The organism is Pseudomonas sp. FP1154, from assembly GCF_030687245.1.
Classification (GTDB): Bacteria; Pseudomonadota; Gammaproteobacteria; order Pseudomonadales; family Pseudomonadaceae; genus Aquipseudomonas; species Aquipseudomonas rhizophila.
The window spans coordinates 5,265,165-5,291,325 of the sequence record NZ_CP117465.1 but is presented as its reverse complement, the minus strand read 5'-3'; the positions used below and the strand labels follow the sequence as shown (position 1 = coordinate 5,291,325).

Genomic DNA, 26,161 nt, shown 5'->3' with positions numbered 1-26,161 from the left:
CGAAGCTTACAGCTTGCAACGGCTCCTCTAGTACAACGCCGCAAACAGCTTGCGGCGATAGGTCGTCACCAGCGGATGGTCGTTGCCCAGCAATTCGAAGACTTGCAGCAACGTCTTGTGGGGCAGGCCTTCGCTGTAGCTGCGGTTGCGGATGAACAGCTTGAGCAGCGCGTCGAGGGCCGGTTCGTACTGTTGGCGGGCCAATTGCTGGATTGCCAGTTGATACACCGCTTCGTCGTCCTGCGGATCTTTCGCCAGGCGGGCCTTGAGATCGGCGGCGTCCGGCAGATCCTTGGCCAGGCCGAGGAACTGGATCTGCGCCTTGGCCCCGGCCAGCGCGGCCTTGTGCTCGTCGCTTTTCACCGCGTCGAGCACGGTTTGTGCCTCAGTCAGCTCACCGCGCTCGGTCAGGCAGCGGGCATACAGGATCAGCGCCTTGGCGTTGGTATTGTCTTCCCCCAGCAGTGCAGTGAGCACGGCCTCGGCATCAGCGAAACGCCCCTCGTCGAACAGCGCCTGGGCCTGTTCAAACGGGTCGGCGGCGGCCGGAGGCGGCATCTGTACATGAGGTTCGAGCATCGCCCGCACGGCGGACTCCGGCTGGGCCCCGGCGAAACCGTCGACGGGCTGGCCGTCCTTGAACAGCACCACGGTAGGCAAGCTGCGAATGCCGAAGCGGGCGACGATGTCCTGCTCGATGTCGCAGTTGACCTTGGCCAGCAGCAGTTCGCCTCGATAGCTCTCGGCAATGCCTTGCAGCATCGGCATCAACGCCTTGCACGGCGCGCACCACTCGGCCCAGAAATCCACCAGCACCGGTTTGTGAAAAGAGTTGGCGATCACCGACTGGTCGAAGTCGGCGGTGGTGGCGTCGAAGATGTACGGGGTGTCCTGGGTCATGGGGAATCTCGTAGAACGCTTGAATGGGGCAACTATACGGCTTGGTGGGGGGCGGCTGAAAGCGGGGGGGCGGTGCCTTATCGCGAGCAGGCTCGCTCCCACATGGGATTTGTGATGAACACACATTTTGTATTCGACACAAAACCCTGTGGGAGCGAGCTTGCTCGCGATGCTCTTGAGGCTAACGCCGCGCGTGGTACAGGCTCACATGCCGAAACTCCTCGGGCTCGGCCAGATCCGGCAAGGTCATGGCTTCGAGCATTTCGATGCGCCGGTACAGCGGATGCTGGAAATCCCGCACCCGGGAGTCGGCCACCAGGGCCTCGCGGCCGCGACTGAGGAACTGGTCGAGCAACGGCAGGTTGGCGCGGTCGTAAAGCACATCTGCGACCAGGATCAGGTCGAAGCGATCGTCCTCGGCGAAAAAATCCTCCGAGTACCCAAGCGTTACGTCATTGAGCAGGGCATTGGCCTGGCACGCAGCAAGCGCCAGAGGATCCAGATCACAGGCCACCACCTCCAGCGCCCCGGCCTTGAGCGCGGCAATACCCGCCACGCCGGAACCGGCGCCGAAGTCCAGCACTCGCTTGCCTGCGACCCAATGCGGCTGTTCGACAAGGTAGCGTGCCATGGCCAGGCCGCTGGCCCAGCAGAAGCTCCAGTAAGGTGGTTCGTGGAGAATGCGCCGGGTTTCTTCCGGGCTGAACGCGCGGTCCATGTTGTCGCCGTCGATCAGCCACAGTTTCAGCTCAGTCTCAGGCAGTGGGCAAGCCACTAGGCGCGCGTCTCCAAGCAACTGGCCCAACGCGTGTTGCAGGTCTTGCGGTGAATTCATGGCGCTTTGACAAATTGCAGCGCGCCCAGCGCCTGAGTGGTCGGCTGGCTGATGCGTTGCTCCGGCAGATGCAGGATCAACTGGCCCGACTGGCTGGCGCGGCCGCGCAGTTCCACACGGGCGCCAACCGGGAAGGCTTCGGGGTTGAAGCGCAGACGAAAGGGCAGCGCCTGGTTGGTGCCGATCAGGCTGGAGCTGGCGAGCAATTGTTGCGGACGGTCCTTGTCATCGATCACCAGCAGCGCCAGTTCGACCTCGGCCCCGGCCGGTATCCCTTGCAGGGTGCCGCTCAACTCCCGCTGGTGCGCCGGAAGCGGCCCCAGTTCGGCGGCCTGGCGGGCTTTTTCCTGGGCCTGTTTCGGCGCAGGGGTCTTGGCCGGGGCGGGGGCATCGGGTTTGGGGGCGTCGCTGCTGCACGCCATCAGCAGGCTGAATAGACTGAGCAAAACGAGCGATCGTAGCGGCATGTGTGGCTCCAGCAAGGTAAATTCCAGGGGGCTGACGGTAACCCCGTCTGTATACCGTAAACCCTATGGCTTGTCTTGCCAGTGGGATGCGCTACCATGGCCCTCCCTTTTTTTGTTGCCTGCCACCATGCACTGTCCCTTCTGCGGTGCCAACGACACCAAGGTCATCGACTCGCGACTGGTCGCCGAGGGCGAACAAGTCCGCCGCCGGCGCGAATGCCTGGCCTGCGGCGAGCGTTTCACGACGTTCGAGACCGCTGAACTGGTGTTGCCGCGCCTGATCAAGACCGACGGCAGCCGTCAGCCGTTCGACGAAGACAAACTGCGCGCTGGCATGCAGCGCGCCCTGGAAAAACGCCCGGTGAGCGTCGAGCGCCTGGAAGCGGCGCTGGTGCACATCAAGCACAAGCTGCGCGCCACTGGCGAACGCGAGGTCAAATCCCTGGTGGTCGGTGAACTGGTGATGGCCGAGCTGCAGAAGCTCGATGAAGTCGCCTACATCCGTTTCGCCTCGGTCTATCGCCGTTTCCAGGACTTGAACGAATTTCGCGAAGAAATCGACCGCCTGGCCCGCGAACCGGTGAAAGAATGACCAGCCCGGCGCAGCAGGCGGTCCTCGACGCCCAACACATGGCCCGTGCCCTGGAATTGGCGCGGCGCGGTCACTACACCACGCATCCCAATCCCCGGGTAGGTTGCGTGATCGTGCGTGACGGTCAGGTTGTCGGCGAAGGCTGGCACATTCGCACCGGCGAACCCCATGCCGAAGTCCATGCCCTGCGCGCCGCCGGTGAACAGGCTCGGGGCGCCACGGCTTACGTGACCCTCGAACCCTGCAGCCATCACGGGCATACGCCGCCCTGTGCCGATGCGTTGGTCAATGCCGGCGTGGCGCGGGTGGTGGCGGCGATGCAGGACCCGAACCCGGAAGTCGCCGGGCGCGGCCTGCAGCGGCTGGCCCAGGCCGGTATCGCCACCGAAAGCGGCGTGCTGGAAGGCGAAGCCCGCAAGCTCAATGAAGGTTTTCTCAAGCGCATGGAACACGGCTTGCCGTTCGTGCGGGTCAAGCTCGCCATGAGCCTCGATGGCCGCACCGCCATGGAAAGCGGCGAAAGCCAGTGGATCACCGGCCCGGCTGCACGTTCGGCGGTGCAACGCCTGCGCGCCCAGGCCAGTGTGGTGCTGACCGGCGCCGATACGGTGCTGGCCGACAACGCCCGGCTGACCGTGCGCGCCGATGAACTGGGCCTGGATGCGCAGCAGACCGCGCTGATCATGAGTCGTCCGCCGTTGCGGGTACTGGTGGACGGTCGTCTGCGCGTGCCGCTGGACGCACCTTTCTTTAAGGCCGGCCCGGCGCTGGTCGCTACCTGCATGGCGGTGGAAGAACAATACGCCAATGGCCCAGAATGCATGATCGTGGCGGGCGACGATGGCCAGGTCGATCTGCGTCGCCTGCTGATGGAGCTGGCGGGCCGCGGCGTCAATGAAGTGCTGGTGGAAGCCGGCCCACGCCTGGCGGGGGCTTTTGCCCGGCAAGGATTGGTGGATGAGTTCCAGATTTTCATCGCCGGCAAGTTCCTCGGCTCTTCGGCACGACCGTTACTGGATTGGCCGCTGGCGCAGATGAAAGATGCCCCGGAGCTGAAAATCACCGAAATCCGTGCCGTGGGCGATGACTGGCGAGTCATCGCCGTTCCCGTTTCGCAGGCCCGCGTATAATTCCCGGCTTTCGCTCAAGCGGCGGCCCGTTCTCGAGGAGGACTCCATGTTTACCGGCATCATCGAATCCATCGGCAGCATCCGTGCACTGACCCCCAAGGGCGGCGACGTGCGGGTTCATGTCGAAACCGGCAAGCTCGACCTGAGCGACGTCAAACTGGGCGACAGCATCGCGGTAAACGGCGTGTGCCTGACCGCCGTCGAACTGCCGGGCAATGGTTTCCTGGCGGACGTCAGCCGCGAAACCCTCGACTGCACCGCCATGAACGATCTCAAGAGCGGCAGCCCGGTCAACCTGGAAAAAGCCCTGACCCCTACCACCCGCCTGGGCGGACATCTGGTCAGTGGCCATGTCGACGGCGTGGGTGAAGTGGTTGCGCGCAGCGATAACGCCCGGGCCGTGGAGTTTCGCATCCGCGCCCCGAAAGAGCTGGCCAAGTACATCGCCCATAAAGGCTCGATCACCGTCGATGGCACCAGCCTGACGGTCAATGCGGTGGATGGCGCCGAGTTCCTGCTGACCATCATTCCGCACACCTTGAGCGAAACCATCATGGCCTCGTATCGGCCCGGTCGCCGGGTCAACCTGGAGGTTGACCTGCTGGCCCGTTATCTGGAGCGCCTGCTGTTGGGTGACAAGGCAGCAACGCCTGCAGCCGGTAACATCACTGAAAGCTTTCTGGCCGCCAACGGCTACCTCAAATCCTGACCCAAGGGGGTGCCGCGTGGCGCTCAATAGTATCGAAGAACTGGTTGAAGACATCCGCCAAGGCAAGATGGTCATCCTCATGGATGACGAAGACCGCGAGAACGAAGGCGACCTGATCATGGCCGCCGAGTGCTGCAAAGCCGAACACATCAACTTCATGGCCAAGCACGCCCGTGGCCTGATCTGCATGCCCATGACCCGCGAGCGCTGCGAGCTCTTGAAGCTGCCATTGATGGCGCCGCGCAACGGTTCCGGCTTCGGCACCAAGTTCACCGTGTCCATCGAGGCCGCCGAGGGCGTGACCACCGGGATCTCCGCCGCTGACCGTGCTCGCACTGTGCAGGCGGCCGCCGCGAAAGACGCCAAGGCCGAAGACATTGTCAGCCCCGGCCACATCTTCCCGCTGATGGCCCAGGCCGGCGGCACCCTGGCCCGTGCCGGCCACACCGAAGCGGCGTGCGACCTGGCGCGCATGGCCGGTTTTGAAGCCAGCGGCGTGATCTGCGAAGTCATGAACGACGACGGCACCATGTCCCGTCGCGCGGAACTGGAAGCCTTTGCCGCCGAACACAACATCAAGATCGGCACCATCGCCGACCTGATCCACTACCGGATGATCCACGAACGTACCGTTCAGCGGATTGCCGAGCAGCCGCTGGACAGCGAACTGGGCCAGTTCAACCTGGTGACCTACCGCGACTCGGTGGAAGGTGACGTGCACATGGCGCTGACCCTGGGCACCGTGTGCGCCGAAGAACCGACCCTGGTGCGCGTGCATAACATGGACCCGCTGCGCGACCTGCTGATGGTCAAGCAGCCCGGCCGCTGGAGCCTGCGGGCCGCCATGGCCGCGGTGGCCGAGGCCGGCAGCGGCGTGGTCCTGCTGCTCGGACACCCGCTCGATGGCGACGTGTTGCTGGCGCACATCCGTGAAACCGGCGATAACACCATCGTGAAAAAACCGACCACCTACAGCATCGTCGGCGCCGGTTCGCAGATCCTGCGGGACCTGGGCGTACGAAAAATGCGCCTGATGAGCGCACCGATGAAATTTAATGCGATATCCGGTTTCGACCTGGAAGTTGTAGAATACGTGCCCTCCGAATAATGGCCCGGGATTTCCGGCTCAGTATTCGCGGCTAATATCACTAAGGAGCGCGTATTCGAACGCGCTCTGGCTCTTTAAGAGATCTGACGAATGACCCTGAAGACCATCGAAGGTACCTTCATCGCCCCTCAAGGCCGCTACGCTCTGGTAGTGGGCCGTTTCAACAGCTTCGTGGTTGAGAGCCTGGTTGGCGGTGCGGTCGATGCCCTGGTTCGCCATGGCGTGAGCGAAAGCGACATCACCATCATCCGTGCGCCTGGCGCCTTCGAAATCCCTCTGGTTGCGCAGAAAGTCGCTCAAAAGGGCGAATATGCGGCGATCATCGCCCTGGGCGCGGTCATTCGTGGCGGTACTCCGCACTTCGAATACGTGGCCGGCGAATGCACCAAGGGCCTGGCCCAGGTGTCCATGGAATTCGGCGTGCCGGTCGCCTTCGGCGTGCTGACCGTTGATTCCATCGAGCAAGCCATCGAACGTTCCGGCACCAAGGCCGGTAACAAAGGCGCCGAAGCTGCCCTGTCCGCCCTGGAAATGGTCAGCCTGCTGGCGCAGTTGGAGGCCAAGTGATTAGCGACGAAAGCGATCGTTTCAACCCGCGCGATCCCAAGCCAGCCGATGCCGGCAAGCCTTCGAAGAGCGTCAAGCGTCGTGAAGCCCGTCAGCTCGCGACCCAGGCGCTGTATCAATGGCACATGGCCAAGCAATCGCTGAACGAGATTGAAGCGCAGTTTCGGGTCGACAACGACTTCAGTGACGTTGACGGCGCGTACTTCCGCGAGATCCTGCATGGCGTCCCGGCCCACAAGACCGAAATCGACATTGCCCTGGCCCCTTGCCTGGACCTGACCATCGAAGAGCTGGACCCGGTTGAACTGGCCGTGTTGCGCTTGTCCACCTGGGAGCTGATGCAGCGCGTCGACGTTCCTTACCGCGTAGTGATCAACGAAGGGATCGAGCTGGCGAAAGTCTTCGGGTCCACCGATGGGCACAAGTTCGTCAACGGTGTACTCGACAAGCTGGCCCCGCGTCTGCGTGAAGCTGAAGTGAAGGCGTTCAAGCGCTGACCGGCGTTTGCAGCGACTATGGGCGAATTTGAGCTGATCCGTCATTACTTCGCCGCTGCGTCTTGCGCGCAGGGCGGCGAGGGCGTTGCGCTCGGGATCGGCGACGACTGCGCCTTGCTGGCCGTTCCACCCGGGGAGCAGTTGGCGGTGTCCACCGATACCCTTGTGGCCGGTGTGCATTTTCCAGACCCTTGCGACCCGTTCCTGCTCGGCCAGCGCTCGCTGGCCGTGGCGGTCAGTGACCTGGCCGCCATGGGCGCTACTCCTTTTGCATTTACCCTGGCCCTGACCTTGCCGACGGTGACCGCCGATTGGTTGCAAGCCTATGCCCGTGGTTTGAACCAGATGGCCCAGGCGTGTGATGTCGCGCTGGTGGGCGGTGATACTACGCGTGGGCCGTTGAGCATGACCCTGACGGTGTTCGGTCGCGTGCCGTGCGGCCAGGCCCTGACTCGCGGCGGCGCGCAGCCTGGTGATTGGCTATGTGTCGGTGGCGAGTTGGGCAATGGTGCTGGCGCATTGCCGCTCGTGCTGGGGCAGCGCACCGCCGAACCTGATATCGCCGAGCCGCTGCTGGCGCATTATTGGTCGCCACGCCCGCAAATCGACCTCGGCCTGGCGCTGCGGGGCAAGGCTGGCGCGGCGATGGATATCTCTGATGGCCTGCTGGCCGATTGCGGGCATATCGCCCTGGCGTCAGGTGTGGCGTTACACGTTGAACGTGACCGCCTGCCATTGTCCAAGGCTTTGGTAGCGTTCCTGGGCCGAGCGAATGCCGCGCACGCCGCGTTGAGCGGTGGTGACGATTACGTGTTGCTATTCACCTTGCCATCTGTCCGACTGATGGCGTTGCAGGCCGAGGGCTGGCCGATCCATGTGATCGGTCGCGTGGTGGCCGGGCAAGGTGTCGCGCTGCTCGACAGCGATGGACACGACATCACCCCGAAAATCCGGGGCTATCAACATTTTCGGGAGACACCGTGACAGATCATCCCAACCAGGTCCCGGCGGAATTCGTTCCGCCCTCGGTCTGGCGTAATCCCTGGCATTTCCTGGCGTTCGGCTTCGGTTCGGGCACTTTACCTAAAGCTCCGGGCACCTGGGGCTCGCTGGTTGCGCTACCCTTTATACCGTTGTGGCAGATGTTGCCGGACTGGGGCTACTGGCTGATGCTCGGCATCACCATGCTGTTCGGCTTCTGGCTGTGCGGCAAGGTGGCGGATGACCTGCGGGTGCACGATCATGAGGGCATCGTCTGGGACGAAATGGTCGGCATGTGGATTACCCTGTGGCTGGTGCCTGAAGGATGGTATTGGCTGTTGGCGGGTTTTCTGATGTTCCGCTTCTTCGATATCCTCAAGCCATGGCCGATCCGCTGGATCGACCGCAAGGTGCATGGAGGCGTAGGCATCATGCTTGACGATGTATTGGCCGGTGTCTTCGCCTGGCTGGCGATGCAAGGATTGGTGTGGTGTTTCTCCTGAGGGATTCAGGCATGGGCGCAAGCCGCGCACTCTTACTGCTGTTGTGTCTGGTGGGCTGCTTCGGCGCGCGGGCGGCCGAGCCGACGGCGCTGCCCGACAAGGTGCGCGCGGCCAGCGAGGAATGGGCGGATTACTCCCAGGCTGATGGCAAGGGCATGGCGTGGGACATCTTGCGTGAAGTGTTCGAGCCCGCAGGCGTGAGGCTGGAAACCCGCAGCGTGCCGTACACCCGTTCAATCGGGCTGGTGCAGCGCGGTGAGGTCGATGTGCAGGTGGGCGCTTATCTCGATGAGTCGGAGGGGGTGCTTTATCCTCAATGGCACTACGATGTCGATCACATCTACGCCTTGGGGCTGGCCTCCAAACCGTCTCCTACATTGGCAACGGTCGGCAACTATCGGCTGGTGTGGATGCGTGGCTACGAATACGACAGCTACCTGCCTAACATCCGCAAATTCAACGAAATTCACCGTGCTGTGGGCATCCTGCCGATGCTGGTCCATGATCGCGCCGATTTTTATATCGATGCGTTGATGGAAATCGAGAACGTACTTGCCAAGGCCGAGAATCCACAGCAATTCAAACTTTCGCCGCTGATCAATCTGCCGCTCTATCTGGGGTTTGCCAACACCGAAAACGGTCGGGTGCTACGGGGCCTGTTTGACCGGCGCATGGCTGAGCTGGTGAAGAACGGTCGACTGAAGCCGATTTTTGCACGCTGGAAACAACCCTATCCCTTCGACGAGCACGGCAGGCCACCAAAGCCGTAATCAATCTTTTCGATGTTTATGGCCGATAATTCAGCCTGAGCGTCGGTCGGGACGTGCTGTTACAATGCCCGCCTCTGCGAATCTCCAGTAATAGATCAGGAGCACACCGGTGCCTGTCGTTTTTGTTGCCGCTTCCAAGCTGCCAACGCCTTTTGCGCAATTCACCATGCATGGTTTTCTCGATGAAGCCACTGGCCGCGAGCACGTCGTGCTGAGCCTGGGTGATTTCGCCGACGGTGCCCCGGTACTGGGCCGCCTGCACTCTGAATGCCTGACGGGCGATGCCTTGTTCAGCCAGCGCTGTGATTGCGGCTCGCAACTTGAGGCCGCGCTGCGGGCCATTGCCCGCGAAGGGCGTGGCGTGCTGCTTTACTTGCGCCAGGAAGGCCGCGGCATTGGCCTGCTGAACAAGATTCGCGCCTATGAGCTGCAAGATGGCGGCGCCGACACGGTCGAAGCCAACGAGCGCCTGGGGTTTGCGGCCGACCTGCGTGACTACAGCATCTGCCTGCCGATGCTCGAACATCTGGGCGTCAAGTCGTTGCGCTTGATGACCAACAACCCGCGCAAGGTCAAGGCGATGTCCGATATGGGCATCGTGGTGGCCGAGCGCGTGCCACTGCACACCGGGCACAACCCCCACAACAAGCTTTACCTGGCGACCAAGGCCAGCAAGCTCGACCACATGATGGGCAACGAGCACCAGGGCGAGGTTGATCGGGCGTGACGCGCGGTCAGGTTCGGCGGCGACTGTCCGTCAGTTGGTGGCAATACCTGGCGCTGGCCTTGCTGCCGCTGTTCGTGATCAACGCGGTATTCGGCCAGGGCGAAGCGATTCTGCCGGTGCTGGCGATGCCGCTGTTTATCGCTGGCGTGGCCTCCATGTTCGTCAGCCTGCGCTTCTTTGGCGCTTACAAACACGCCTTGATCGCCACCCAAAAAGCCCTCGATACCCCCGAAGAGCCTCAAGCCTGGATCGCCTTGGCGGCCCGGCGGCGTGTGGCCTTTCTCGCTGCTGGCCTGCCGGCCTGGATCGGCGCCCTGGCGGTGTTCGTGGGCCTGGAAGCGGTGCCGTTGATGCTGCTGGCGTTGTCCACGACGGTCTTGTTCTACCTGTATCGCATCCCGCGTCAGCTCGGTTGATGATCCGCTGGCTGGCGGTCCTGCTGTTGGCCGTCAGCGCCTCGACGGTGGCGGCCCAGCGTGTGGTCAGCCTGGCTCCGTCCCTGTCTGAAATCGTGGTTGAACTGGACTCCGCCGATCTGCTGGTGGGCGTGTTGGATGGCGGCGATCGGCCCTTGGCGTTGAAAGACCTGCCTTCTGTGGGGCGTTATGGGCAATTGGACATGGAGCGCTTGCTCAGTCTCAGGCCCGATCTACTCCTGCTCTGGCCCGGCAGCGTCGGCAACGCCCAGCGCCGGCAGCTCAAGGGATTGAAGATTCCTGTCTACGTCGCCGAACCCCACAGTCTCGACCAGCTCATCACCCAAATCGAAGCCATCGCCACGCAACTCGGCCGCCCGGAACGGGGCGTGGAGCGAGCGGCGCAGTTGCGCGGGCGTCTTGAGGCGTTGCGTCAGCGCTACCGGCGCGACACGCCGTTGCCGGTGTTCTATCAGGTCTGGGACCGGCCGCTGTACACCGTTGGCGGCGAGCAGATCATCAGTGATGCGCTGGCGGTTTGCGGGGCACGCAATGTGTTTGCCGACCTGACCTTGCCGGCGCCGCAGGTGAGTGTGGAGTCAGTGTTGCAGCGCAATCCGCAGATCATCCTGGCCACGGACCAAGCCCAGCTCGACGCGTGGAAAGCCTGGCCGCAGCTGGCGGCGGTGGCGCAGGGGCGGCTGCTGTTGGTCAGTGACAAGGGGCTGGAGCGGCCCAGTGGGCAGATGATCGAGGCGACGGCGCGGTTGTGCGGGCTAATTGCGCCGGACAGATAAATCGCGGGGCTGACCTCATCGCGAGCAGGCTCGCTCCCACAGGGATTTGTGGCACCGCTGATTTTGTATTCACATCGGATCAAATTGTGGGAGCGAGCCTGCTCGCGATGAGGTCAGTCCCGGCACCACAATCTCTGGATCAAAGCGCCGGCGTCCAGGTCACCCCAAACAACCAGGCCCGGCCTTCCTCACGATACCCATACTGCCCACCTTCATGGCTATACAGCGCCCGGCTGTAGCCCTTGTCCAGCAGGTTATCGACCTTCATCTCCAGCTTCACCTCGCGGTTCAACGTCCAACTGCCGCGCAACCCGAGCAGGGCGTATCCGCCCAGGGTGTTGCGGTTGTTCTCATCGTCGTAGCTGCTGCTCACCGCTTGCCAGCTGGCGCCCAGGCTCAAGCGGTCAAATTGGCGATCCAGATCCAGGCTCAAGGTCCGGCGGGCGCGGCGGGCCAGGGTGTGGCCGCTGTCGCGGTCCCGTGGGTCGATGATGGCCAGGCCCAAATTGCCCTGCCAGCCGAATAACTCTTGGCTCAGGGCAGCTTCGAAACCGTTGATTCGTGCCGAGGCGACGTTTTGTGGGCGTGAATTGCTGCCGAAAATAATCGCGTCTTCCAGGTCCGTGCGGTACAGCGAAGTCTCCAGGCGGGCGCTGTCGCTCAGTTGGCTGCGCCATTGCAGTTCGTAGCTTTTGGCGGTTTCGGGCGCAAGGTCCGGGTTGCTGAAGTTCGGGTAGTACAGGTCGTTGAAGGTCGGTGCGCGGAAGCTTTCGCTGTAGGTCAGCAGCACATCATTGTCCGGATTCACCGGCAGGGTGAACGTGCCGCTCCAACTATTCTGGGCGCCGAATTGCTGGTTCTGGTCGCGGCGCACGCCCAGTTCGGTGGAGAACGTTTCGCCCCGGAAACGATGCTGGATAAACGCCGCACGGTTCCAGCGGCTGTCTTCGTCATACGGCGTGCTGCTGTTGATCCGATCCTCATACCAATCACCACCGACAATCAGGCTGTTGCGATCGTCCAGCGTTACATCGTTCTGCCAGGTCAGCGAGTCGCGGTAGGTGTTGAACACTTCCCGGACATCACTGAGCTTGTCGAAGGTTTTTTCACGGTTTTCGCTGTGGCCCAGTTCCAGGCGCGATTTCCACGCGTCGTTGATGCGCCCATCGACATAAGTGCTGAAACTGCTCACCGCAAATTCACTGTAGGGCTGCTGGGGCAACGACTCGAAGGTGTTCGGGTCGAAGCGGCCGAACGGGTTGTCGTATTCGCTTTTGCCGCGGTTATCCAGCAGGTTCAGGCCCACTTCCAGGTCAGCGTTGAGCTCATGACTCAAGCTCAGGCTCAAGGACTGGTTGCGGTTGGCATCAAGGTCACGGTCGCTGGCGTAGGACTCATGGGTGCGATTGGTCCCATCGCTTTCATCCAGGCTGGCGCCGAGGCTGAAGCGTGTTCGATCATCACCGCCGGACAGGCCCAGGCTGCGCTCCCAGGTCTGGTGGCTGCCGAAACCCAGGTGCAAGCGCGGTTGCAGGCCTTGTTCGTTACCGCGACGGGTGAAGATCTGGATCACCCCGCCCACCGCGTCGGCGCCGTAGATCACTGAGCGCGAACCGCGCAGCACTTCCACCCGTTCGATCTGGTTGATGTTCAGGCGTTGCAAGTTGCTGTCGCCGGAGGTGGAATTGCCGATGCGCTGGCCGTCCACCAGCACCAGGCTCTGGGCCGATTTGGTGCCGCGAATGTAAATCCCCGGCAGGCTGCCACGCCCGCCCAGCGGCGCCACCTGAACCCCCGGCACACGGCTGAGCAGGTCGGTCACGCTGGCCGGTTGCAGGCGTTCGATGTCGTCACGGGTGAATACCGTGTTGGCGGCGCTACTGTCGTTGCGGGCCTCGACCTGGCGGTTGGCGCTGATGACCACGTCGGGGAGCTTGAGGGCCTGGTCGCGTTCGAAGGTGTCGGCCAGCAGCTCGGTGGTTGGTAGCAGTGAGAAGGTCAGGGCGAGGCGCAGTTTCATGGGTGTTCCGAGAAATATGGCTCCACGCATACCCCTGTGGGAGCGAGCCTGCTCGCGATAGCGGTGCGTCAGTCGATGTAGATGTCGACTGGTCTTACGCCATCGCGAGCAGGCTCGCTCCCACAAGGGATTTGTGTGGTCTGAAGATTTACCGGCCCAGCACCTGCAACCGCTGGCGCACGGCCGCTTCGATCCCGGCCTCGTCCAGCCCGCATTCAGCCAGCATCTGCGCCGGTTTGGCGTGTTCGACGTAGATGTCCGGCAGGCCCAGGTGCAGCACCGACTTGAGGATGTTTTCCCGGGCCAGGAACTCGCTGACCGCCGCTCCGGCGCCGCCCATGATGGCGTTTTCCTCGACAGTCACCAGCAGTTCGTGACTGCCGGCCATCTCGCGCACCAGGGTTTCGTCCAGGGGTTTGACGAAGCGCATGTCCACCACGGTGGCGTCCAGGGTTTCGGCGACCTTCAAGGCCTCGGCCAGTTGCACGCCAAACACCAGCAGGGCGGTCTGCTTGCCCTGGCGGCGAATCACGCCCTTGCCGATTTCGATCGGCTCAAGATCAGCTTCAATGGTCGCATTCGGGCCGCTGCCGCGAGGGTAGCGCACCGCCGCCGGGCCATTGAACAGGTGCCCGGTGGTGAGCATTTTGCGCAACTCGTTTTCATCGCTCGGCGTCATCAGCAACATGCCGGGGATGCAGCGCAGGAACGAAAGATCGAAGCTGCCGGCGTGGGTCGGGCCGTCTTCGCCTACCAAACCTGCACGGTCGATGGCGAACAGCACATCGAGGTTCTGCACCGCGACGTCATGAACAAGCTGGTCGTAGCCGCGTTGCAGGAAGGTCGAATAAATCGCCACCACCGGTTTTGCGCCTTCACACGCCATGCCAGCGGCGAGGGTGACAGCGTGCTGCTCGGCAATCGCCACGTCGAAGTAGCGCTGCGGGTAGCGCTCGCTGAAGGCCACCAGGTCCGAGCCTTCCTTCATCGCCGGGGTAATGCCCACCAGGCGCGGGTCGGCGGCGGCCATGTCGCACAGCCATTGGCCGAACACAGCGGAATACTTCGGTCCGCTGGCCTTCTTCGGGGCGGTGGCCGGGGCGTCCACCGGCTCAAGCTTGGTGATGGCGTGGTAACCGATCGGGTCGACTTCCGCCGGGGCGAAGCCTTTGCCTTTCTTGGTGACCACATGCAGGAACTGCGGGCCTTTGAGATCGCGCATGTTGCGCAGGGTGGCGATCAGAGTGGGCAGGTCATGGCCGTCGATGGGGCCGATGTAGTTCCAGCCCAGCTCCTCGAACAGCGTACCGGGCACCAGCATGCCCTTGGCGTATTCCTCGGTGCGGCGAGCGATTTCCCAGGCGCCTGGCAGGCGCGAGAGCACCTTTTTACTGCCTTCACGCATGCTGGCGTAGGTGCGGCTGGAAAGAATCTTCGCCAGGTAGTTGGACAACCCGCCGACGTTGCGCGAGATCGACATGTCGTTGTCGTTGAGGATCACCAGCATGTTGGCGTTGACTTCCGGCGCGTGGTTCAGCGCCTCGAAAGCCATGCCTGCCGTCAGTGCACCATCGCCGATCACGGCAATCGCCTTGCGCTCGCTGTTTTGCAGACGGGCGGCAATCGCCATGCCCAGGGCGGCGCTGATGGAGGTGCTGGAGTGGCCGACACCAAAGGTGTCGTACTCGCTCTCGGAGCGCCGCGGGAACGCTGCCACGCCGTCCTTCTGGCGCAGCGTGCCCATGCGCTCGCGACGGCCGGTGAGGATTTTGTGCGGATAGGCCTGATGACCGACGTCCCACACCAGCCGGTCGTCCGGGGTGTCGAATACGTAATGCAGCGCGATCGTCAGCTCGATGACGCCAAGGCCGGCGCCAAAGTGGCCACCGGTCTGGCCGACCGTGTAGAGCAGCTCCAGGCGCAACTCATCGGCCAGGGTTTCCAGCTCGGCTTCACCCAGGCGACGCAAGCCGTCCGGCGTGTTGGCGCGGTCCAGCAGCGGCGTGGTCGGGCGTTTGCGGGGAATCTCTTGAAACGTCGTGGGCATCAGGCGAATCGTTATAGGTATAGAAAGAGGCGGCAGTTTACCTTATGCATCGCAAGCTGCCCACGCGTAGGCCGGAACTTGGCCGATACGCAGTCTGACCCCGTATCAGCTACGGCGTTCGACGATATATCGGGCCAGCTCGCGCAACGGCTCGGCCGCCGCGTCAAAGGGTCGCAGCGCGCTCAAGGCCTGGTCGCGCAACTCCAGGGCATAGGCCTTGGCAGCGTCGAGGCCGAGCAGGGCCGGGTAGGTCGGTTTGTCGCGAGCGATATCGGCGCCCTGGCGTTTGCCCAGGGTCTGGGTATCGCTTTCGACGTCAAGGATGTCGTCCTGCACCTGGAACGCCAGGCCAATGGCCCGGGCGTAGGTCTGCAAGGCTTGCAATTGGTCAGGCGTGGCCCGACCGCTGGCCAGGGCACCGAGTTTGACGCTGGCCTCGATCAAGGCGCCGGTCTTGTGCCGATGCATGTATTCCAGCGCGCTCTGATCCAGCTTGAGGCCCACTGAACCGAGGTCGATGGCCTGGCCGCCGACCATTCCGGCCGGGCCTGCCGCCAGCGCCAGGGCGCTGACCATGTCCAGGCGAATCTGCGCCGGGCAATCGTTCAGCGTCGGCTCCAGCAGGGCGCTGAACGCCAGACTCTGCAAGCCGTCACCGGCCAGGATCGCGCAGGCTTCGTCGAATTTCTTGTGGGTGGTGGGTTGGCCGCGACGCAAATCGTCGTCGTCCATGGCTGGCAAATCATCATGAACCAGCGAATACGCGTGGATCAGCTCCACGGCACAGGCCGCGCCGTTGGCCTGTTCAGGGGCGCCGCCCAAGGCTTCGCACGCCGCGTAGGCCAGCAGCGGACGCACGCGCTTGCCGCCGTTCATCACGCTGTAGCGCATGGCCTCGTACAACCGCGCCAGCTCAGGGCTTGGGGCGGTGAACAGGGTGTCCAGTGCCGCGTTGACCCGGGCCTGACTGCCGGCCTGATAAGCGCCGATCATTCAGGCTGGTCCGCGTCGAAAGGCTCTTCGGTCAGCTCACCATCGCGTTCGAGCAACAGTTGCACCTTTTGCTCGGCCTGGGCCAGCGCCGCCTGGCAGTCGCGAGTCAAGCCGATGCCCTGTTCGAAGGCGGTCAGCGAGTCTTCCAGCGACAACTCGCCGTTCTCCAGCCGCTCGACCAGCGTTTGCAGGTCGGCCAGAGATTGTTCGAAGTCCAGTGCAGCTTTTTTGCGGGCCATGGCGGCGATTCCGGTTGACTGTTAAACGGGCGCGACACTAGCAGACATGGGGTATTGGGGCAAATCAGAGCAGGACTTGCGCGGTCTGTGAAGCGCTGCTTTTTGGTAAGGGGCAAGCTCCTGCTGGACCGTAGGAACTGTCGAGTGCAACGAGGCTGCGATCTTCCCCCTGCCAATTGAATCTTGAGCGAAAGTTAAAAGATCGCAGGCTTCGCCAGCGCCAATAGAGGCAACGGGATTACCTCCGAAGCTACGTCAGTTTCCGTATTCGGCTCATTTCGTGAGCCGAATAGCCGCGCTAATCGGCTCACGCCCCCCTCAGTACGTGATTTCCCACACAGATTCGCGCGTTCCCTGATTGTGAATAATCCGCCGAATCGCTAACCTTCGCCGCATCTACGGGCCCCTTGTGGCGGGGCCTTCAGACGTAACCCGAATAATGACAGGCAGCGCCGAGGAAGGGCGCCGGGTTGGGTCATGCATGGCAGGAGGCAGACATGCGTTTTCTTTCATTGTTGATCGTGCTGGCGGGCGCGCCACTGGCGTGGGCCGAGCCTGCCGCCGAGCTGTCGGAACCGGTGGGCGGCTGGCGCTACAGCGGTTTGCTCGATCGCACTGAAAACCCACGCGTGGCCTATCCCACGCCGCCCATCGACCGCGGCGTGCAGCGCAATCGCACGATGATCGAGGGTCGGCTCAAGGCCATGGGCACGGCCCGAGCGCCCCACAGCCTGGCCGTCAACGGCAATCCACTGAATCTCTATACCGACGATGAAGGGCGTTTCGCCCGCCCGTATGCCTTTGGCGCGGGCTCCAACAGCGTCGAGGTACGCAGTTCCGCAGGCCAGTCCCTCAAGCGCGTGCAGTTCTATGAAGCCAACAACCAGCGAACCCCGGCGCAGATCCGCGTGGTGCTGGGCTGGGACGATCCCAAGGCCGAGCTGGACCTGCACATCGTCACCCCCGACGGCCAGCATGCGTTCTTCGGCCGGCCGGCGCTGAGCAACGGCGGCGGCCTCGACCCCGATGGCGTCGATGGCCCTGGCCCTGAGATGTTCACCATGACCGCGCCGATGCACGGTACCTACCTGGTCTACGTGAACTACTGGGGCAACTACAGCAACGGTGGCTACAACTTCGAGGAAACCAGCAACCAGAACGAGGTGATCACCTCGCAGATCAACTTGGTGCTCAACGAAAACACCGTCGATGAAAAACGCGAAACCTTTGTCGTGCCCCTGCGCGCCATCGGCGATCTGTTGCTGGTCAAGACTTTCAACTACTAAGTATCCGCTCCACGGATGAACAGGCCCTTGTGAATATGAGCGACAACACTGCTTCCCCGACCGCGCCGGCCCCCGCCACCAAACCTGTGCGCCGCTGGCCGGCGCTGCTGATCGGGCTGTGCCTGGTGGCCGGTGTCGCCGCCGGACTGGGTTGGTTCATGACCAAGCCCAAGACGCCGCCCATGGAACTGGCGTTGGAAAAACTCGGCCTGAGCCGCCCCGACGGCCTGCTCGAGGCCCACTCCCTGAGCCAGTTGCCCAAGGACTTGCTGGCGGTGCCGTTCCTCAAGGCCACGCTCACCGAGGATTTCGTCTTCTATTACGAAACCCATGCCGACCGCCTCGGGCTGATCGGCAGCCTGCGGCGGATCATCTACGAGCATGATCTCAAACTGCAGGACAGCCTGATCGAGCAGCTTTTCGACCAGCCGGCCGATGTAGCGCTATGGCGCGGCGCCGACGGGCGGCTCAAGGATTTTCTACTGGTGATGGATCGCGGTGGCCTGGCCAAGGTGCTGGAGCCGCTGGCAAAAGTGGCGCTGGATGATTCACAGCTCAGCCAGCTCGGTGAGATGAACGTGGCCGGCGACGTGGTGCCGGTCTATCAACTCACCTATAACGCCAGCAAAGCCCTGGTGTTCGCTTCTCATGGCGACAAGCTGGTGGTGTTGTCCAATCCGACCAGACTCTACGACCTGGGAAGTGGCCCCACCGACGAACCCGGCATGGTCTCGACCCAGGCCCTCGAAGCGCTGCTGGCCGGTGAAAAACTCTTCCCCGAAGCCTTTGGTCTGCTGCCCAAGGCGCCTGAGGTCAAGCAACGCATCTCGGTCAATGCCAGCGTGCTCGCCATGGGCTACCAGCGTTTCATCCCGAACTTCGCCGGGTTGCGTTTCGACATGGACGACAAGGGCTGGCACAGCTTCCTGGCCATGGATGAGCTGGAAGACCAGCCGGACTTCGACTTCAAGCCAATCTGGCAAGCCATGCCCATGGGCGCCAGCGCCTGTGTCGCGTTGCCCCTGGCCGCCGAACAACAGAAGCCATTGCTGGTGAAACTCGGTGCCGACGACAACGCGGCCCAGGTCATGATCGAGCACATGGCCGGCGCGGCGGGGCTGTGCTGGTACGCCGATTCGCGGCTTTACACACCACTGCTGGTGGCGAACCTGAACGATGACGGCGGCAAGCTTGATGCCGACCTGGGCAACCTGTTCGGTTCGATGGTGGGCGCCTACGAAAACAACGTGGCCGAACATGCGTTTCCCGTTGTTGAGACACAGGAAGGCCCGATGCACCGCTGGCAACGCCAGGTCAGCTCCAACTTCGGCCCTTACCCGGCCAAGGACGCCGCGCAGCCCGAGTCGATCACCGGCAAGGCGTTCATGCAAGTCAGTCTGGCGCGGCACGGTTCGACCCTGTTGTTTTCCCTCGACGACAAACTGGTAGACAAGGCCCTCGGCACCCTCGACAAACGTTTCCCGCCCATGGCCGACGTGGTGCCCAAGGACCTGCTGATGCCGGTCTACTTCGGCCCGGATGCCATGGCGCAACTGATGCAACGCGAAACCCTCGACAGCCTGCCCCAGGACATGGAACCGGTGTTCTACAACGCCGCGCAAACCTACCTGATTCCGAAGCTGCGCACCCTTGGCGGCTACGGCAAATACGCCCTGACGTTGCCTGAAGGCAGCGAACCGGACGGCCACTGGCAGTGGTTGCCACTGGAATGGAAAGCGCTGTGACCGGGTTGATCCGCCGCCCCGGATGGGTGTTGATGCTGGCGCTGCTGCTGGGCGGGCAGGCGTTGGCCGCTCAGACACCCGCGCTGGATGTGCAGCAATCGAAGGTCTTTCGTGCCTGGTTCGTGCGTATTGCCCAGGAACAACTGACCAAAGGCCCGAGCCCGCGCTGGTACCAACAGGACTGCGCCGGGCTGGTGCGCTTTGCGGCCAATGAAGCGCTGAAGGTCCACGACCAGAAGTGGTTGCGCAGCAATGGCCTGTCCAATCGCTACCTGCCGCCAGAGCTTGAACTGAGCGATGCCCAGCGACGTCTGGCGCAGCAGTGGCAACAGGGCGGCGGCAAGGTCGGACCCTACGTCAACGCCATCAAGCTGATCCAGTTCAACAGCCATCTGGTGAGCCGGGACGTCACCCAGGCCCGTCCGGGCGATCTGATGTTCTTCGATCAGGGCGATGACCAGCACCTGATGATCTGGATGGGCCGCAACATCGCCTATCACACCGGCACCACCACCCCAACCGACAACGGCATGCGCTCGGCAAGCCTGCAACAACTCATGAACTGGAAGGACACCCGATGGATACCCGACGCAGCCAACCCCAACTTCATCGGCGTCTATCGACTCAACTTTCTCTCCCAATGACCGGTGCCCACATGCTGCGCTTGTGTTCAAAATTGCCCCTGCTGCTGGCCCTGTTGCTGGCGCCGATCGTTCATGCCGAAGACACTGTGCAGCCCAGCGGCTATACGCCGTTGGCCGGTGAAAGCTTCTTCCTGCTGGCCGACAGCAGTTTTGCCAGTGACGAGCAAGCCATGGTCCGCCTCGAAGCGCCGGGGCGCGACTATCGGAAATTCCGCATGGAGCCGTACGGCGGTGCCGATATCCGCGTTTATCGCATCGAAAAACCGCTGGATTTCCTCAAGCGCCAGAAGAACCTGCACCGGGTGGTCAGCGACGGCCAGTTCAAGGGCGAAGGGCTGTCGAACACCCTGGCGTACCTGTGGGACAACTGGTACCGCAAATCCCGTCGGGTGATGCAGCGGGCGTTTTCCTACGAGTCGCGTCAGCAAGTCACCGAGCAAGTGCCGGAACTGAAAATGGGCAGCGCCATCGCCGCGCCGACGCCGTACGACGCGCAACCACAGTTCGCCTTGATTCCGGGTTTGCCGGTGGTCAGCCAGTTCCGTTACCCGCTGTGGCAGGCCAAGCCGATCCAGCCGCCAGCGGGGGTCAACCTGGCGGGTTCGTCGAGTGAGTTCATCAGCGTCGCGCCAGGCAACGTCTACGTGCCACTGGGCCAGTTGAAACCCGGTCTCTATTTGGTCGAAGCGCTGATCGGGAAATACCGGGCCACCACCATGGTGTTTGTTTCCAACACCGTAGCGGTGAGCAAGATCGCCGGGGACGAGCTGCTGGTCTGGGCCGCGCGTAAACACGAAGGTCGTTCGGTGCCCAAGGTCAACGTGCTGTGGACCGACGGCCTGGGCGTGATGAGCAGCGGCGCCACCGACGAAGACGGCTTGCTGCGCCTCAAGCACGTCAGCCCGGAGCGTTCGTTCGTCATCGGCGAGGACGAGGAGGGCGGGGTATTCGTCTCGGAAAACTTCTACTACGACAGCGAAATCTACGACACCAAGCTGTTCGCCTTCACCGATCGGCCGCTGTATCGGCCGGGGGACTGGGTGTCGCTGAAAATTGTCGGCCGTGAATTCAAGAATGCCCGGGACTCGGTGCAGCCGACGGCCGCCGACGTCAATGTCAGCGTGCTGGATGCCACCGGCACCGAGTTGCAGACCCTGGCCCTGAAGCTGGACTCCAAGGCCGGCACCCAAGGCCGTTTCCAGTTGCCGGAAAACGCCATGGCCGGTGGTTATGAGTTGCGCTTTGGCTACAAGGACCAGCTCTACAGCAGTGCCTTTCGCGTGGCCGAATACATCAAGCCGCACTTCGAGATCGCGCTGAACCTCGCCAAGCAGGATTACCGCACCGGCGAGCCGGTCAAGGGCGCTCTCGTGCTGCTGTACCCGGACGGCAAACCGGTGGCCAACGCCAAGGTGAGCCTGAGCCTGCGGGCCCAGCAACTGTCGATGGTGGATAACGAGCTGCAGTACCTGGGGCAATTCCCGGTGGAGCTGACCAGCAGCGAAGTGACCACCGATGCCAAGGGCAGCGCCACCCTCGATCTGCCGGCCGCCGACAAGCCGAGTCGCTATACGCTCACTGTGTTTGCCAGCGATGGCGCGGCGTATCGGGTCAAGACCACCAAGGAAATTCTCATCGACCGTGGCGCGGCGAACTTTCGCCTGAGCGCGCCCCAGCGTTTCAGCGCCGCCGGCGAGAACGTCTCGTTCAGCTACACCAACGAGGGTGGCAACGCGCAAAGCAACGCCGTGACGCCGGGCAGCTACGCCTGGGTGCGGCTGGAAGACCAGACCACCGGCGAAGGCAAACTGGCGGCCAAGGACAAGGGCTTCAGCCTGACCTTCGAGCGTCCGGGCACCTACAACCTGACCCTCAAGGATGACCACGGTCGAGTCATTGGCGCCACTGGCCATTCGGTGACCGGCGAAGGTATCAAGGCCGTGCCGGGCACGGTCGAGATCGTCCTCGACAAAGCCCAATACCAGGCCGGTGACGAAGCCCTGGCGCTGATCACCTTCCCGGAGCCGGTCAGTGATGCGCTGCTGTCACTGGAGCGGGACAAGGTCGAGGCCACGGCGCTGCTGTCCAAGGGCGGCGACTGGCTGAAAATGGAAAAGCTCAGCGACACTCAATACCGCGCGCGCATCCCGGTGAAAGACGCTTTTGCGCCGAACCTGACCTTCTCGGTGCTGTACACCAAGGGTGGCCAATATAGCTTCCAGAACGCCGGTATCAAGGTGGTCGCGCCGCAGATCGACGTCGCCATCGTTACCGACAAAGCCACTTATCGGCCTGGCGACACGGTGACCGTGGACCTGAGCACCCAGTTCGTCGGCAAGGCGATCCCGGCGCACCTGACGGTCAGTGTCGTGGATGAAATGATCTACGCCCTGCAACCGGAAGTGGCGCCCACCATCGATCAGTTTTTCTACCATCCGCGCCGCAACAACGTGCGCACCAGCGCCAGCCTGTCGTTCATCAGCTACGACGTGGCCCTGCCGGGCAGCCCCGGCGCGCCGGGCAAGGCCAACCGCAGCGAGCGCGGGGTCAAAGTGCTGGAGCGGCCTCGTCGTGAAGACGTCGACACTGCCGCGTGGCAACCGGAGCTGGTCACCGACGCCAACGGCAAGGCCCGCTTCACCTTCAAGATGCCGGACTCCCTGACTCGCTGGCGCATCACGGCCCGGGCCATCGCCGACGACGGCCAGGTGGGGCAGAAAAAGCAATTCATCGGTTCAGAGAAACCGCTGTACCTGAAGTGGAGCGGCCCGACCCGGTTCCGCAGTGGTGACAAACCGCAAATGGGCCTGTTCGCTTTCAGCCAGTCCGAACAGCCGTTGAAGGCCGAACTGCTGATCCGTTACGCCGGTACTGAACAGCGCGTGGTGGCGGACCTGAAGCACGGCATCAACTATGTGGCGCTACCGTCTCTGGAGTTGAGCAACGGCGACTTGAACGTGCAGTTGCAGGTCAATGGCGAAACCCAGGACACCCTGGCCGTGCAACTCAATGCCATTGGCAACGGTTGGCAAGTCACCCAGAGCCAGCGCCTTGACGTGGCGAGCGGTGACACACCGCTGAGCCTGCCGCTTGATGCCAGCGATATCCGCCTGCGCCTGGACGACAGCCCGCAAGCGCTGTTCCGTTCGGCCCTGGATGACTTGTTGAGCTACCCCTACGGCGGCGTCGAGCAAACCGCCAGTCGTCTGCTGCCGCTGAGCATCGCGCCTACCCGACGCTGGCGGCGAACCCGCAGATTCGCGATCGCTTGCGGCTGATCATGCAAAACAGTCGCCTGCGCCTGGTGCAAATGGCCGGGCCTGCGGCGAGCTTCACCTGGTGGGGCCAGGCTGGCGAACCGGATGCGTTCCTCACGGCCTACGCTTATTACGCCGACTGGCACGCCAGCCAGGCCCTGGATCTGAGCCTGCCGCCGGAGCACTGGCAGCGGGTGCTGGAGGTCTACGCCAAACAGGCCGGCGATACGCCGTTGCTGCAGCGTGCGCTGATCCTGTCGTTCGCCAAACAGATGCAACTGCCGGTGAACACCTTGCTCAGCGGCTTGATGGACGACCTGGCGAAAGCCGGCGAGGGCGGCGATTCGAGCGTGATGGACAGTGGCGAAGACAGCCTGGTCATGAGCGCGCCGGATTCGGCACTGGGCTTGGCCAGCGCCCGCATGCTGACGGCGTCCCTCGCCAGGCAGGTGAAGGTGCCGCTGCCGGAGGCCTTCAGCCGGCAACTCGACGCCGCACAACAGCAACTGGACGTCAGCTCCCAGCCGTTCGTCGAGGCCTTGAGCCTGTCACTGCAAAGCTTCGATCAGGCGCGTGCCAAGGCATTGCTCGAACGTCTGCTGCCGCAGCAATCGACCCTTGAACGGGCCCTGGCCTTGACCTGGCTGCAACGCAGCATCGAGCAGGCCGCGCCCGCCGTGGCCCTGACCCCGGGCGAAGGCTGGAAGGCCCGGCAAGGCGCCACCGGTGAAACCTACTGGCAATGGCAGGGCGCGCAGCTACCGACCCTGCTGACCTTAAGCGGTGCCGAGGAGCGCCCGTTGCAGGCGGCACTGAGCTACCAGAGCCAGCAAGCGCCCGTGACGCCGATGGCGGTGACCATTACCCGGCGCTTGTCCCGTCTGGTGGCGGGCGACGAGGCCTTCACCTTCAAGCTCGAAGCCGTGGGCAGCAAGCCGCTGTCCAGTGACAGCCTTTATCTGGATGAAGTGATCATCAACAGCAAGGCGCCTACGCCGCTGCGCTACGGCATGCTCGAAGTGCCGCTGCCGCCGGGTGCCGATGTGGAGCGCACCACCTGGGGCATCCAGTTGTTGGGCAAGGCCGGCAGCGAGCCGACTTCCCTGGAGAAGGCGCGCTTCGAGCCGGGTCAGATGGGTTACGCGGTACCGCTGGACGCCCTCAGTGGCGAGCTGCGCCTGCGGCATCTGGTGCGCTTCTCCCAGAAGGGCCAGTTCAGCTTGCCGCCGGTGCGTTTCACCCAGGTCTATGCGCCGCAGCATCAGGCTCGGGAACAGAAACCGGCGCTCGGTCAGGTCACGGTCAACTGACGTGCGCTGGCCGCGGCTTGGGTGGTTGTTGTGCTTGATCCCTGCGCTGGCCACAGCGCAGGAGGAACCGTTGCGTCTGGCTTTCGACGGTCAGTTGCTGCTGGTGAGCCAGACCCAGGTGCTGGACCGTCAGCCCTTGCCCGAGGCCTTGCAGGCGCCGCTGGGCAGTGTGTGGAAGCTATTTGTCTACGCATGGCTGGTGGACACCGGCGCTCGCGAACCGGCTTATGAATGTCGCGGTGAGTCCAAAGAGGAAGTCTATTGCTGTAGCGCCGGGCAGAGCATCGGTCGCGATCAGGCGTTGGTGAAATCCTGCGGCCTGTATTTCGAACCGCAGCGGCTTGGGCTTTCGGCTTCGAACTGGCGCGAGTACTGGCAGGCCCGCCAGGCGCCGTCGTGGCTGCTGGACCTGCCGAGCCTGCAACCGCAAAAACAGGTTCGCGTGGCTGAACTGCTCAAAGCACTGGCGATGCTGCCGGCTCAGGATCAGGCCCGTCGGGTGCTGCTGGATGTGGTGCTCAACGCGGCGGATGGGCGATTGGTCGGCCAGTTGGGCAGTCGTCTGCGGGTCAAGACCTGGAGTTGGCTGGGTGAACAGGATCCTTCATCGCGCCAGGGCGGCTTCGCCGGTTGGCTGGCTGACGGCACGCCGGTGTGGGCCGGTGGGCGTGGCACCAGCGAGCAGATATTGAAGGCATACGGTGATGGATTGGCTGCGGCGCTGCCGTCTCGTTGGCCAGCGGAAACGGGGCGATGCGTGGAAGTGGACCTGTTCGCCCGGTATCCCTTGCAACGGGTGATGGCGGGTGACCGGCCGGCCACCCCAGGCCCGCTGCGCGGCGATTACCGTGTCGAATTCGCCAACGGCAACCAACTGGATATCCACAGCGACGGCGAGTTGTTCCTGCTGCCCGGCAAGCTGGTGGCGCGACTGGATCGCGAAGAGTACGTCGCCCGGGTCCTGCAGCGCGAAGCCAAGGCTGAACCCATCGAAGCGGCCAAGGCCCTGGCTGTGGCGATCCGCAGCTACCTGCTGCAAAACGCCCAGCGTCACGGCGATTGCCTGAGCATCGATGACAGCAGTCATCGCCAGCGCGTCGCCTCACGTCCGGCGGCGCCGCAATCCCGCGCCATCGCCGCCTGGACCAGCGATCTGGTGCTGGCGGGCACCGACGTGACCTACCACTCTGACCAATCCGCCCCGGACAAACTGTCCTGGGCGCAAGCCGTGGAGCAGGCCAGCGCCGGCCAGCGCTACGACGCCATTCTGCTGCATGCCTACCCGCGCGCCAGCCTCAGCCGCTGGGACAATCCGGTGGCGTCCTGTGAAGCGCTGCCCGCCGCTCAGGACTGGCTGTTGAAACAGCGACGCGGCTGGCGCCCCCGTCTGGCAGGTGAAGTGGGTTACAACGAAATCAGCGGGTTCGCCGTCTGCCGTGTCGCCTTCGGCCGGCCCTATGTCGACCGCGAACGCCGGCGCATTTACGTGCGCGGTGTGCTGTCGTTGCAAGACCGCCTCGACCTGACCCACGAATACTTGCACCTGGCCTTTGAAGCTCACCCCAACGGCCAGGACGAAACCTACATCGAAGGGCTCGCCCGTCACCTCTTGCTGGAATAG

General features: G+C 63.2%; 23 protein-coding genes and 1 pseudogene. 17 read left to right on the top strand and 7 right to left on the bottom strand.

Annotated elements, in window-relative coordinates; translation table 11 throughout:
- Positions 1–27 precede the first annotated feature (27 nt).
- The 3 genes from trxA to PSH91_RS23645 form a co-directional block, all read right to left on the bottom strand.
- Complete coding sequence (gene trxA, locus PSH91_RS23655; protein ID WP_047229749.1) at positions 28–900, bottom strand: thioredoxin; 873 nt, start codon at positions 898–900, stop codon at positions 28–30.
- Positions 901–1,081: 181 nt separating this feature from the next.
- On the bottom strand, positions 1,082–1,735 hold the full coding sequence (locus tag PSH91_RS23650; RefSeq protein ID WP_076383455.1) for a methyltransferase: 654 nt from the start codon (positions 1,733–1,735) through the stop codon (positions 1,082–1,084).
- Positions 1,732–2,202, bottom strand: coding sequence for a YbaY family lipoprotein (locus PSH91_RS23645; protein ID WP_076383456.1), 471 nt, complete (start codon positions 2,200–2,202; stop codon positions 1,732–1,734). The genes PSH91_RS23650 and PSH91_RS23645 overlap by 4 nt, the downstream gene beginning before the upstream one ends.
- A 127-nt stretch (positions 2,203–2,329) precedes the next feature.
- On the opposite strand from PSH91_RS23645, the gene nrdR reads away from it, so the two are divergent.
- The 12 genes from nrdR (at position 2,330) to PSH91_RS23585 (ending at position 10,999) form a co-directional block, all read left to right on the top strand.
- Positions 2,330–2,794, top strand: coding sequence for a transcriptional regulator NrdR (gene nrdR, locus PSH91_RS23640; RefSeq protein ID WP_024778359.1), 465 nt, complete (start codon positions 2,330–2,332; stop codon positions 2,792–2,794).
- Entirely contained in the window at positions 2,791–3,924 is a 1,134-nt protein-coding gene (gene ribD, locus PSH91_RS23635) for a bifunctional diaminohydroxyphosphoribosylaminopyrimidine deaminase/5-amino-6-(5-phosphoribosylamino)uracil reductase RibD (protein ID WP_047229746.1), read from the top strand. The genes nrdR and ribD overlap by 4 nt, the downstream gene beginning before the upstream one ends.
- 46 nt (positions 3,925–3,970) lie before the next feature.
- The gene (locus tag PSH91_RS23630) at positions 3,971–4,633 is read left to right on the top strand and encodes a riboflavin synthase (RefSeq protein ID WP_047229745.1); all 663 of its coding nucleotides are present in this window, start codon (positions 3,971–3,973) and stop codon (positions 4,631–4,633) included.
- Between the two features lie 16 nt (positions 4,634–4,649).
- Positions 4,650–5,741, top strand: coding sequence for a bifunctional 3,4-dihydroxy-2-butanone-4-phosphate synthase/GTP cyclohydrolase II (gene ribBA, locus PSH91_RS23625; protein ID WP_076383459.1), 1,092 nt, complete (start codon positions 4,650–4,652; stop codon positions 5,739–5,741).
- 90 nt (positions 5,742–5,831) lie between these two features.
- Entirely contained in the window at positions 5,832–6,308 is a 477-nt protein-coding gene (ribE, locus tag PSH91_RS23620; protein ID WP_047229743.1) for a 6,7-dimethyl-8-ribityllumazine synthase, read from the top strand.
- The gene (nusB, locus tag PSH91_RS23615; protein WP_047229742.1) at positions 6,305–6,805 is read left to right on the top strand and encodes a transcription antitermination factor NusB; all 501 of its coding nucleotides are present in this window, start codon (positions 6,305–6,307) and stop codon (positions 6,803–6,805) included. Before ribE ends, nusB begins: the two co-directional genes overlap by 4 nt.
- 18 nt (positions 6,806–6,823) lie before the next feature.
- Positions 6,824–7,789 (top strand): thiamine-phosphate kinase, encoded by a 966-nt coding sequence (gene thiL / locus PSH91_RS23610; protein ID WP_076383460.1) that lies wholly within the window; start codon positions 6,824–6,826, stop codon positions 7,787–7,789.
- Positions 7,786–8,289, top strand: a complete 504-nt coding sequence (locus tag PSH91_RS23605; RefSeq protein WP_047229740.1) for a phosphatidylglycerophosphatase A — start codon at positions 7,786–7,788, stop codon at positions 8,287–8,289. The genes thiL and PSH91_RS23605 overlap by 4 nt, the downstream gene beginning before the upstream one ends.
- Before the next feature lie 11 nt (positions 8,290–8,300).
- On the top strand, positions 8,301–9,059 hold the full coding sequence (locus PSH91_RS23600) for an ABC transporter substrate-binding protein (protein WP_076383461.1): 759 nt from the start codon (positions 8,301–8,303) through the stop codon (positions 9,057–9,059).
- A 109-nt stretch (positions 9,060–9,168) separates the two neighbouring features.
- A complete protein-coding gene (ribA, locus tag PSH91_RS23595) occupies positions 9,169–9,786 on the top strand; it encodes a GTP cyclohydrolase II (protein ID WP_047229738.1) in 618 nt (205 codons plus the stop codon).
- Positions 9,783–10,202, top strand: a complete 420-nt coding sequence (locus tag PSH91_RS23590) for a hypothetical protein (protein WP_047229737.1) — start codon at positions 9,783–9,785, stop codon at positions 10,200–10,202. Before ribA ends, PSH91_RS23590 begins: the two co-directional genes overlap by 4 nt.
- On the top strand, positions 10,202–10,999 hold the full coding sequence (locus PSH91_RS23585; protein WP_305466866.1) for a cobalamin-binding protein: 798 nt from the start codon (positions 10,202–10,204) through the stop codon (positions 10,997–10,999). The genes PSH91_RS23590 and PSH91_RS23585 overlap by 1 nt, the downstream gene beginning before the upstream one ends.
- Positions 11,000–11,138: 139 nt before the next feature.
- On the opposite strand, the gene PSH91_RS23580 is transcribed toward PSH91_RS23585, so the two are convergent.
- From PSH91_RS23580 to PSH91_RS23565, 4 genes are all read right to left on the bottom strand, one after another.
- Positions 11,139–13,019: a TonB-dependent receptor domain-containing protein gene (locus tag PSH91_RS23580; protein ID WP_305466865.1), complete on the bottom strand. Its 1,881-nt coding sequence runs from the start codon at positions 13,017–13,019 to the stop codon at positions 11,139–11,141.
- Positions 13,020–13,167: 148 nt separating this feature from the next.
- Positions 13,168–15,066, bottom strand: coding sequence for a 1-deoxy-D-xylulose-5-phosphate synthase (gene dxs / locus PSH91_RS23575; protein WP_047229735.1), 1,899 nt, complete (start codon positions 15,064–15,066; stop codon positions 13,168–13,170).
- A gap of 105 nt (positions 15,067–15,171) precedes the next feature.
- A complete protein-coding gene (gene ispA, locus PSH91_RS23570) occupies positions 15,172–16,059 on the bottom strand; it encodes a (2E,6E)-farnesyl diphosphate synthase (protein ID WP_047229734.1) in 888 nt (295 codons plus the stop codon).
- Complete coding sequence (locus tag PSH91_RS23565) at positions 16,056–16,298, bottom strand: exodeoxyribonuclease VII small subunit (protein WP_047229733.1); 243 nt, start codon at positions 16,296–16,298, stop codon at positions 16,056–16,058. The genes ispA and PSH91_RS23565 overlap by 4 nt, the downstream gene beginning before the upstream one ends.
- 497 nt (positions 16,299–16,795) lie before the next feature.
- On the opposite strand from PSH91_RS23565, the gene PSH91_RS23560 reads away from it, so the two are divergent.
- The 5 genes and pseudogenes from PSH91_RS23560 to PSH91_RS23540 all read left to right on the top strand — a co-directional run bounded on the left by PSH91_RS23560 (position 16,796) and on the right by PSH91_RS23540 (position 26,161).
- Positions 16,796–17,584 (top strand): YfaP family protein, encoded by a 789-nt coding sequence (locus PSH91_RS23560; RefSeq protein WP_047229732.1) that lies wholly within the window; start codon positions 16,796–16,798, stop codon positions 17,582–17,584.
- A gap of 35 nt (positions 17,585–17,619) precedes the next feature.
- Positions 17,620–19,329, top strand: a complete 1,710-nt coding sequence (locus PSH91_RS23555; protein ID WP_047229731.1) for a DUF2138 domain-containing protein — start codon at positions 17,620–17,622, stop codon at positions 19,327–19,329.
- Positions 19,314–19,973: a DUF1175 family protein gene (locus tag PSH91_RS23550; RefSeq protein ID WP_160893659.1), complete on the top strand. Its 660-nt coding sequence runs from the start codon at positions 19,314–19,316 to the stop codon at positions 19,971–19,973. The genes PSH91_RS23555 and PSH91_RS23550 overlap by 16 nt, the downstream gene beginning before the upstream one ends.
- A pseudogene (locus tag PSH91_RS23545) lies at positions 19,970–24,540 on the top strand (alpha-2-macroglobulin). The gene PSH91_RS23550 and the pseudogene PSH91_RS23545 overlap by 4 nt, the downstream one beginning before the upstream one ends.
- On the top strand, positions 24,479–26,161 hold the full coding sequence (locus PSH91_RS23540; protein ID WP_370695171.1) for a DUF2300 domain-containing protein: 1,683 nt from the start codon (positions 24,479–24,481) through the stop codon (positions 26,159–26,161). Before PSH91_RS23545 ends, PSH91_RS23540 begins: the two are co-directional and overlap by 62 nt.

What these genes read in the sequence shown, in the direction of transcription:
- PSH91_RS23560 (WP_047229732.1), top strand. Translation starts at nt 16,796, where the DNA reads ATGCGTTTTCTTTCATTGTTGATCGTGCTGGCGGGCGCGCCACTGGCG.
- PSH91_RS23580 (WP_305466865.1), bottom strand. Translation starts at nt 13,019, where the DNA reads ATGAAACTGCGCCTCGCCCTGACCTTCTCACTGCTACCAACCACCGAG.
- PSH91_RS23650 (WP_076383455.1), bottom strand. Translation starts at nt 1,735, where the DNA reads ATGAATTCACCGCAAGACCTGCAACACGCGTTGGGCCAGTTGCTTGGA.
- PSH91_RS23630 (WP_047229745.1), top strand. Translation starts at nt 3,971, where the DNA reads ATGTTTACCGGCATCATCGAATCCATCGGCAGCATCCGTGCACTGACC.
- PSH91_RS23565 (WP_047229733.1), bottom strand. Translation starts at nt 16,298, where the DNA reads ATGGCCCGCAAAAAAGCTGCACTGGACTTCGAACAATCTCTGGCCGAC.
- ribD (WP_047229746.1), top strand. Translation starts at nt 2,791, where the DNA reads ATGACCAGCCCGGCGCAGCAGGCGGTCCTCGACGCCCAACACATGGCC.
- PSH91_RS23585 (WP_305466866.1), top strand. Translation starts at nt 10,202, where the DNA reads ATGATCCGCTGGCTGGCGGTCCTGCTGTTGGCCGTCAGCGCCTCGACG.
- trxA (WP_047229749.1), bottom strand. Translation starts at nt 900, where the DNA reads ATGACCCAGGACACCCCGTACATCTTCGACGCCACCACCGCCGACTTC.
- PSH91_RS23550 (WP_160893659.1), top strand. Translation starts at nt 19,314, where the DNA reads ATGGAAAGCGCTGTGACCGGGTTGATCCGCCGCCCCGGATGGGTGTTG.
- nrdR (WP_024778359.1), top strand. Translation starts at nt 2,330, where the DNA reads ATGCACTGTCCCTTCTGCGGTGCCAACGACACCAAGGTCATCGACTCG.
- dxs (WP_047229735.1), bottom strand. Translation starts at nt 15,066, where the DNA reads ATGCCCACGACGTTTCAAGAGATTCCCCGCAAACGCCCGACCACGCCG.
- PSH91_RS23555 (WP_047229731.1), top strand. Translation starts at nt 17,620, where the DNA reads ATGAGCGACAACACTGCTTCCCCGACCGCGCCGGCCCCCGCCACCAAA.
- PSH91_RS23540 (WP_370695171.1), top strand. Translation starts at nt 24,479, where the DNA reads ATGCGCCGCAGCATCAGGCTCGGGAACAGAAACCGGCGCTCGGTCAGG.
- ribE (WP_047229743.1), top strand. Translation starts at nt 5,832, where the DNA reads ATGACCCTGAAGACCATCGAAGGTACCTTCATCGCCCCTCAAGGCCGC.
- thiL (WP_076383460.1), top strand. Translation starts at nt 6,824, where the DNA reads ATGGGCGAATTTGAGCTGATCCGTCATTACTTCGCCGCTGCGTCTTGC.
- PSH91_RS23600 (WP_076383461.1), top strand. Translation starts at nt 8,301, where the DNA reads ATGGGCGCAAGCCGCGCACTCTTACTGCTGTTGTGTCTGGTGGGCTGC.
- ispA (WP_047229734.1), bottom strand. Translation starts at nt 16,059, where the DNA reads ATGATCGGCGCTTATCAGGCCGGCAGTCAGGCCCGGGTCAACGCGGCA.
- PSH91_RS23645 (WP_076383456.1), bottom strand. Translation starts at nt 2,202, where the DNA reads ATGCCGCTACGATCGCTCGTTTTGCTCAGTCTATTCAGCCTGCTGATG.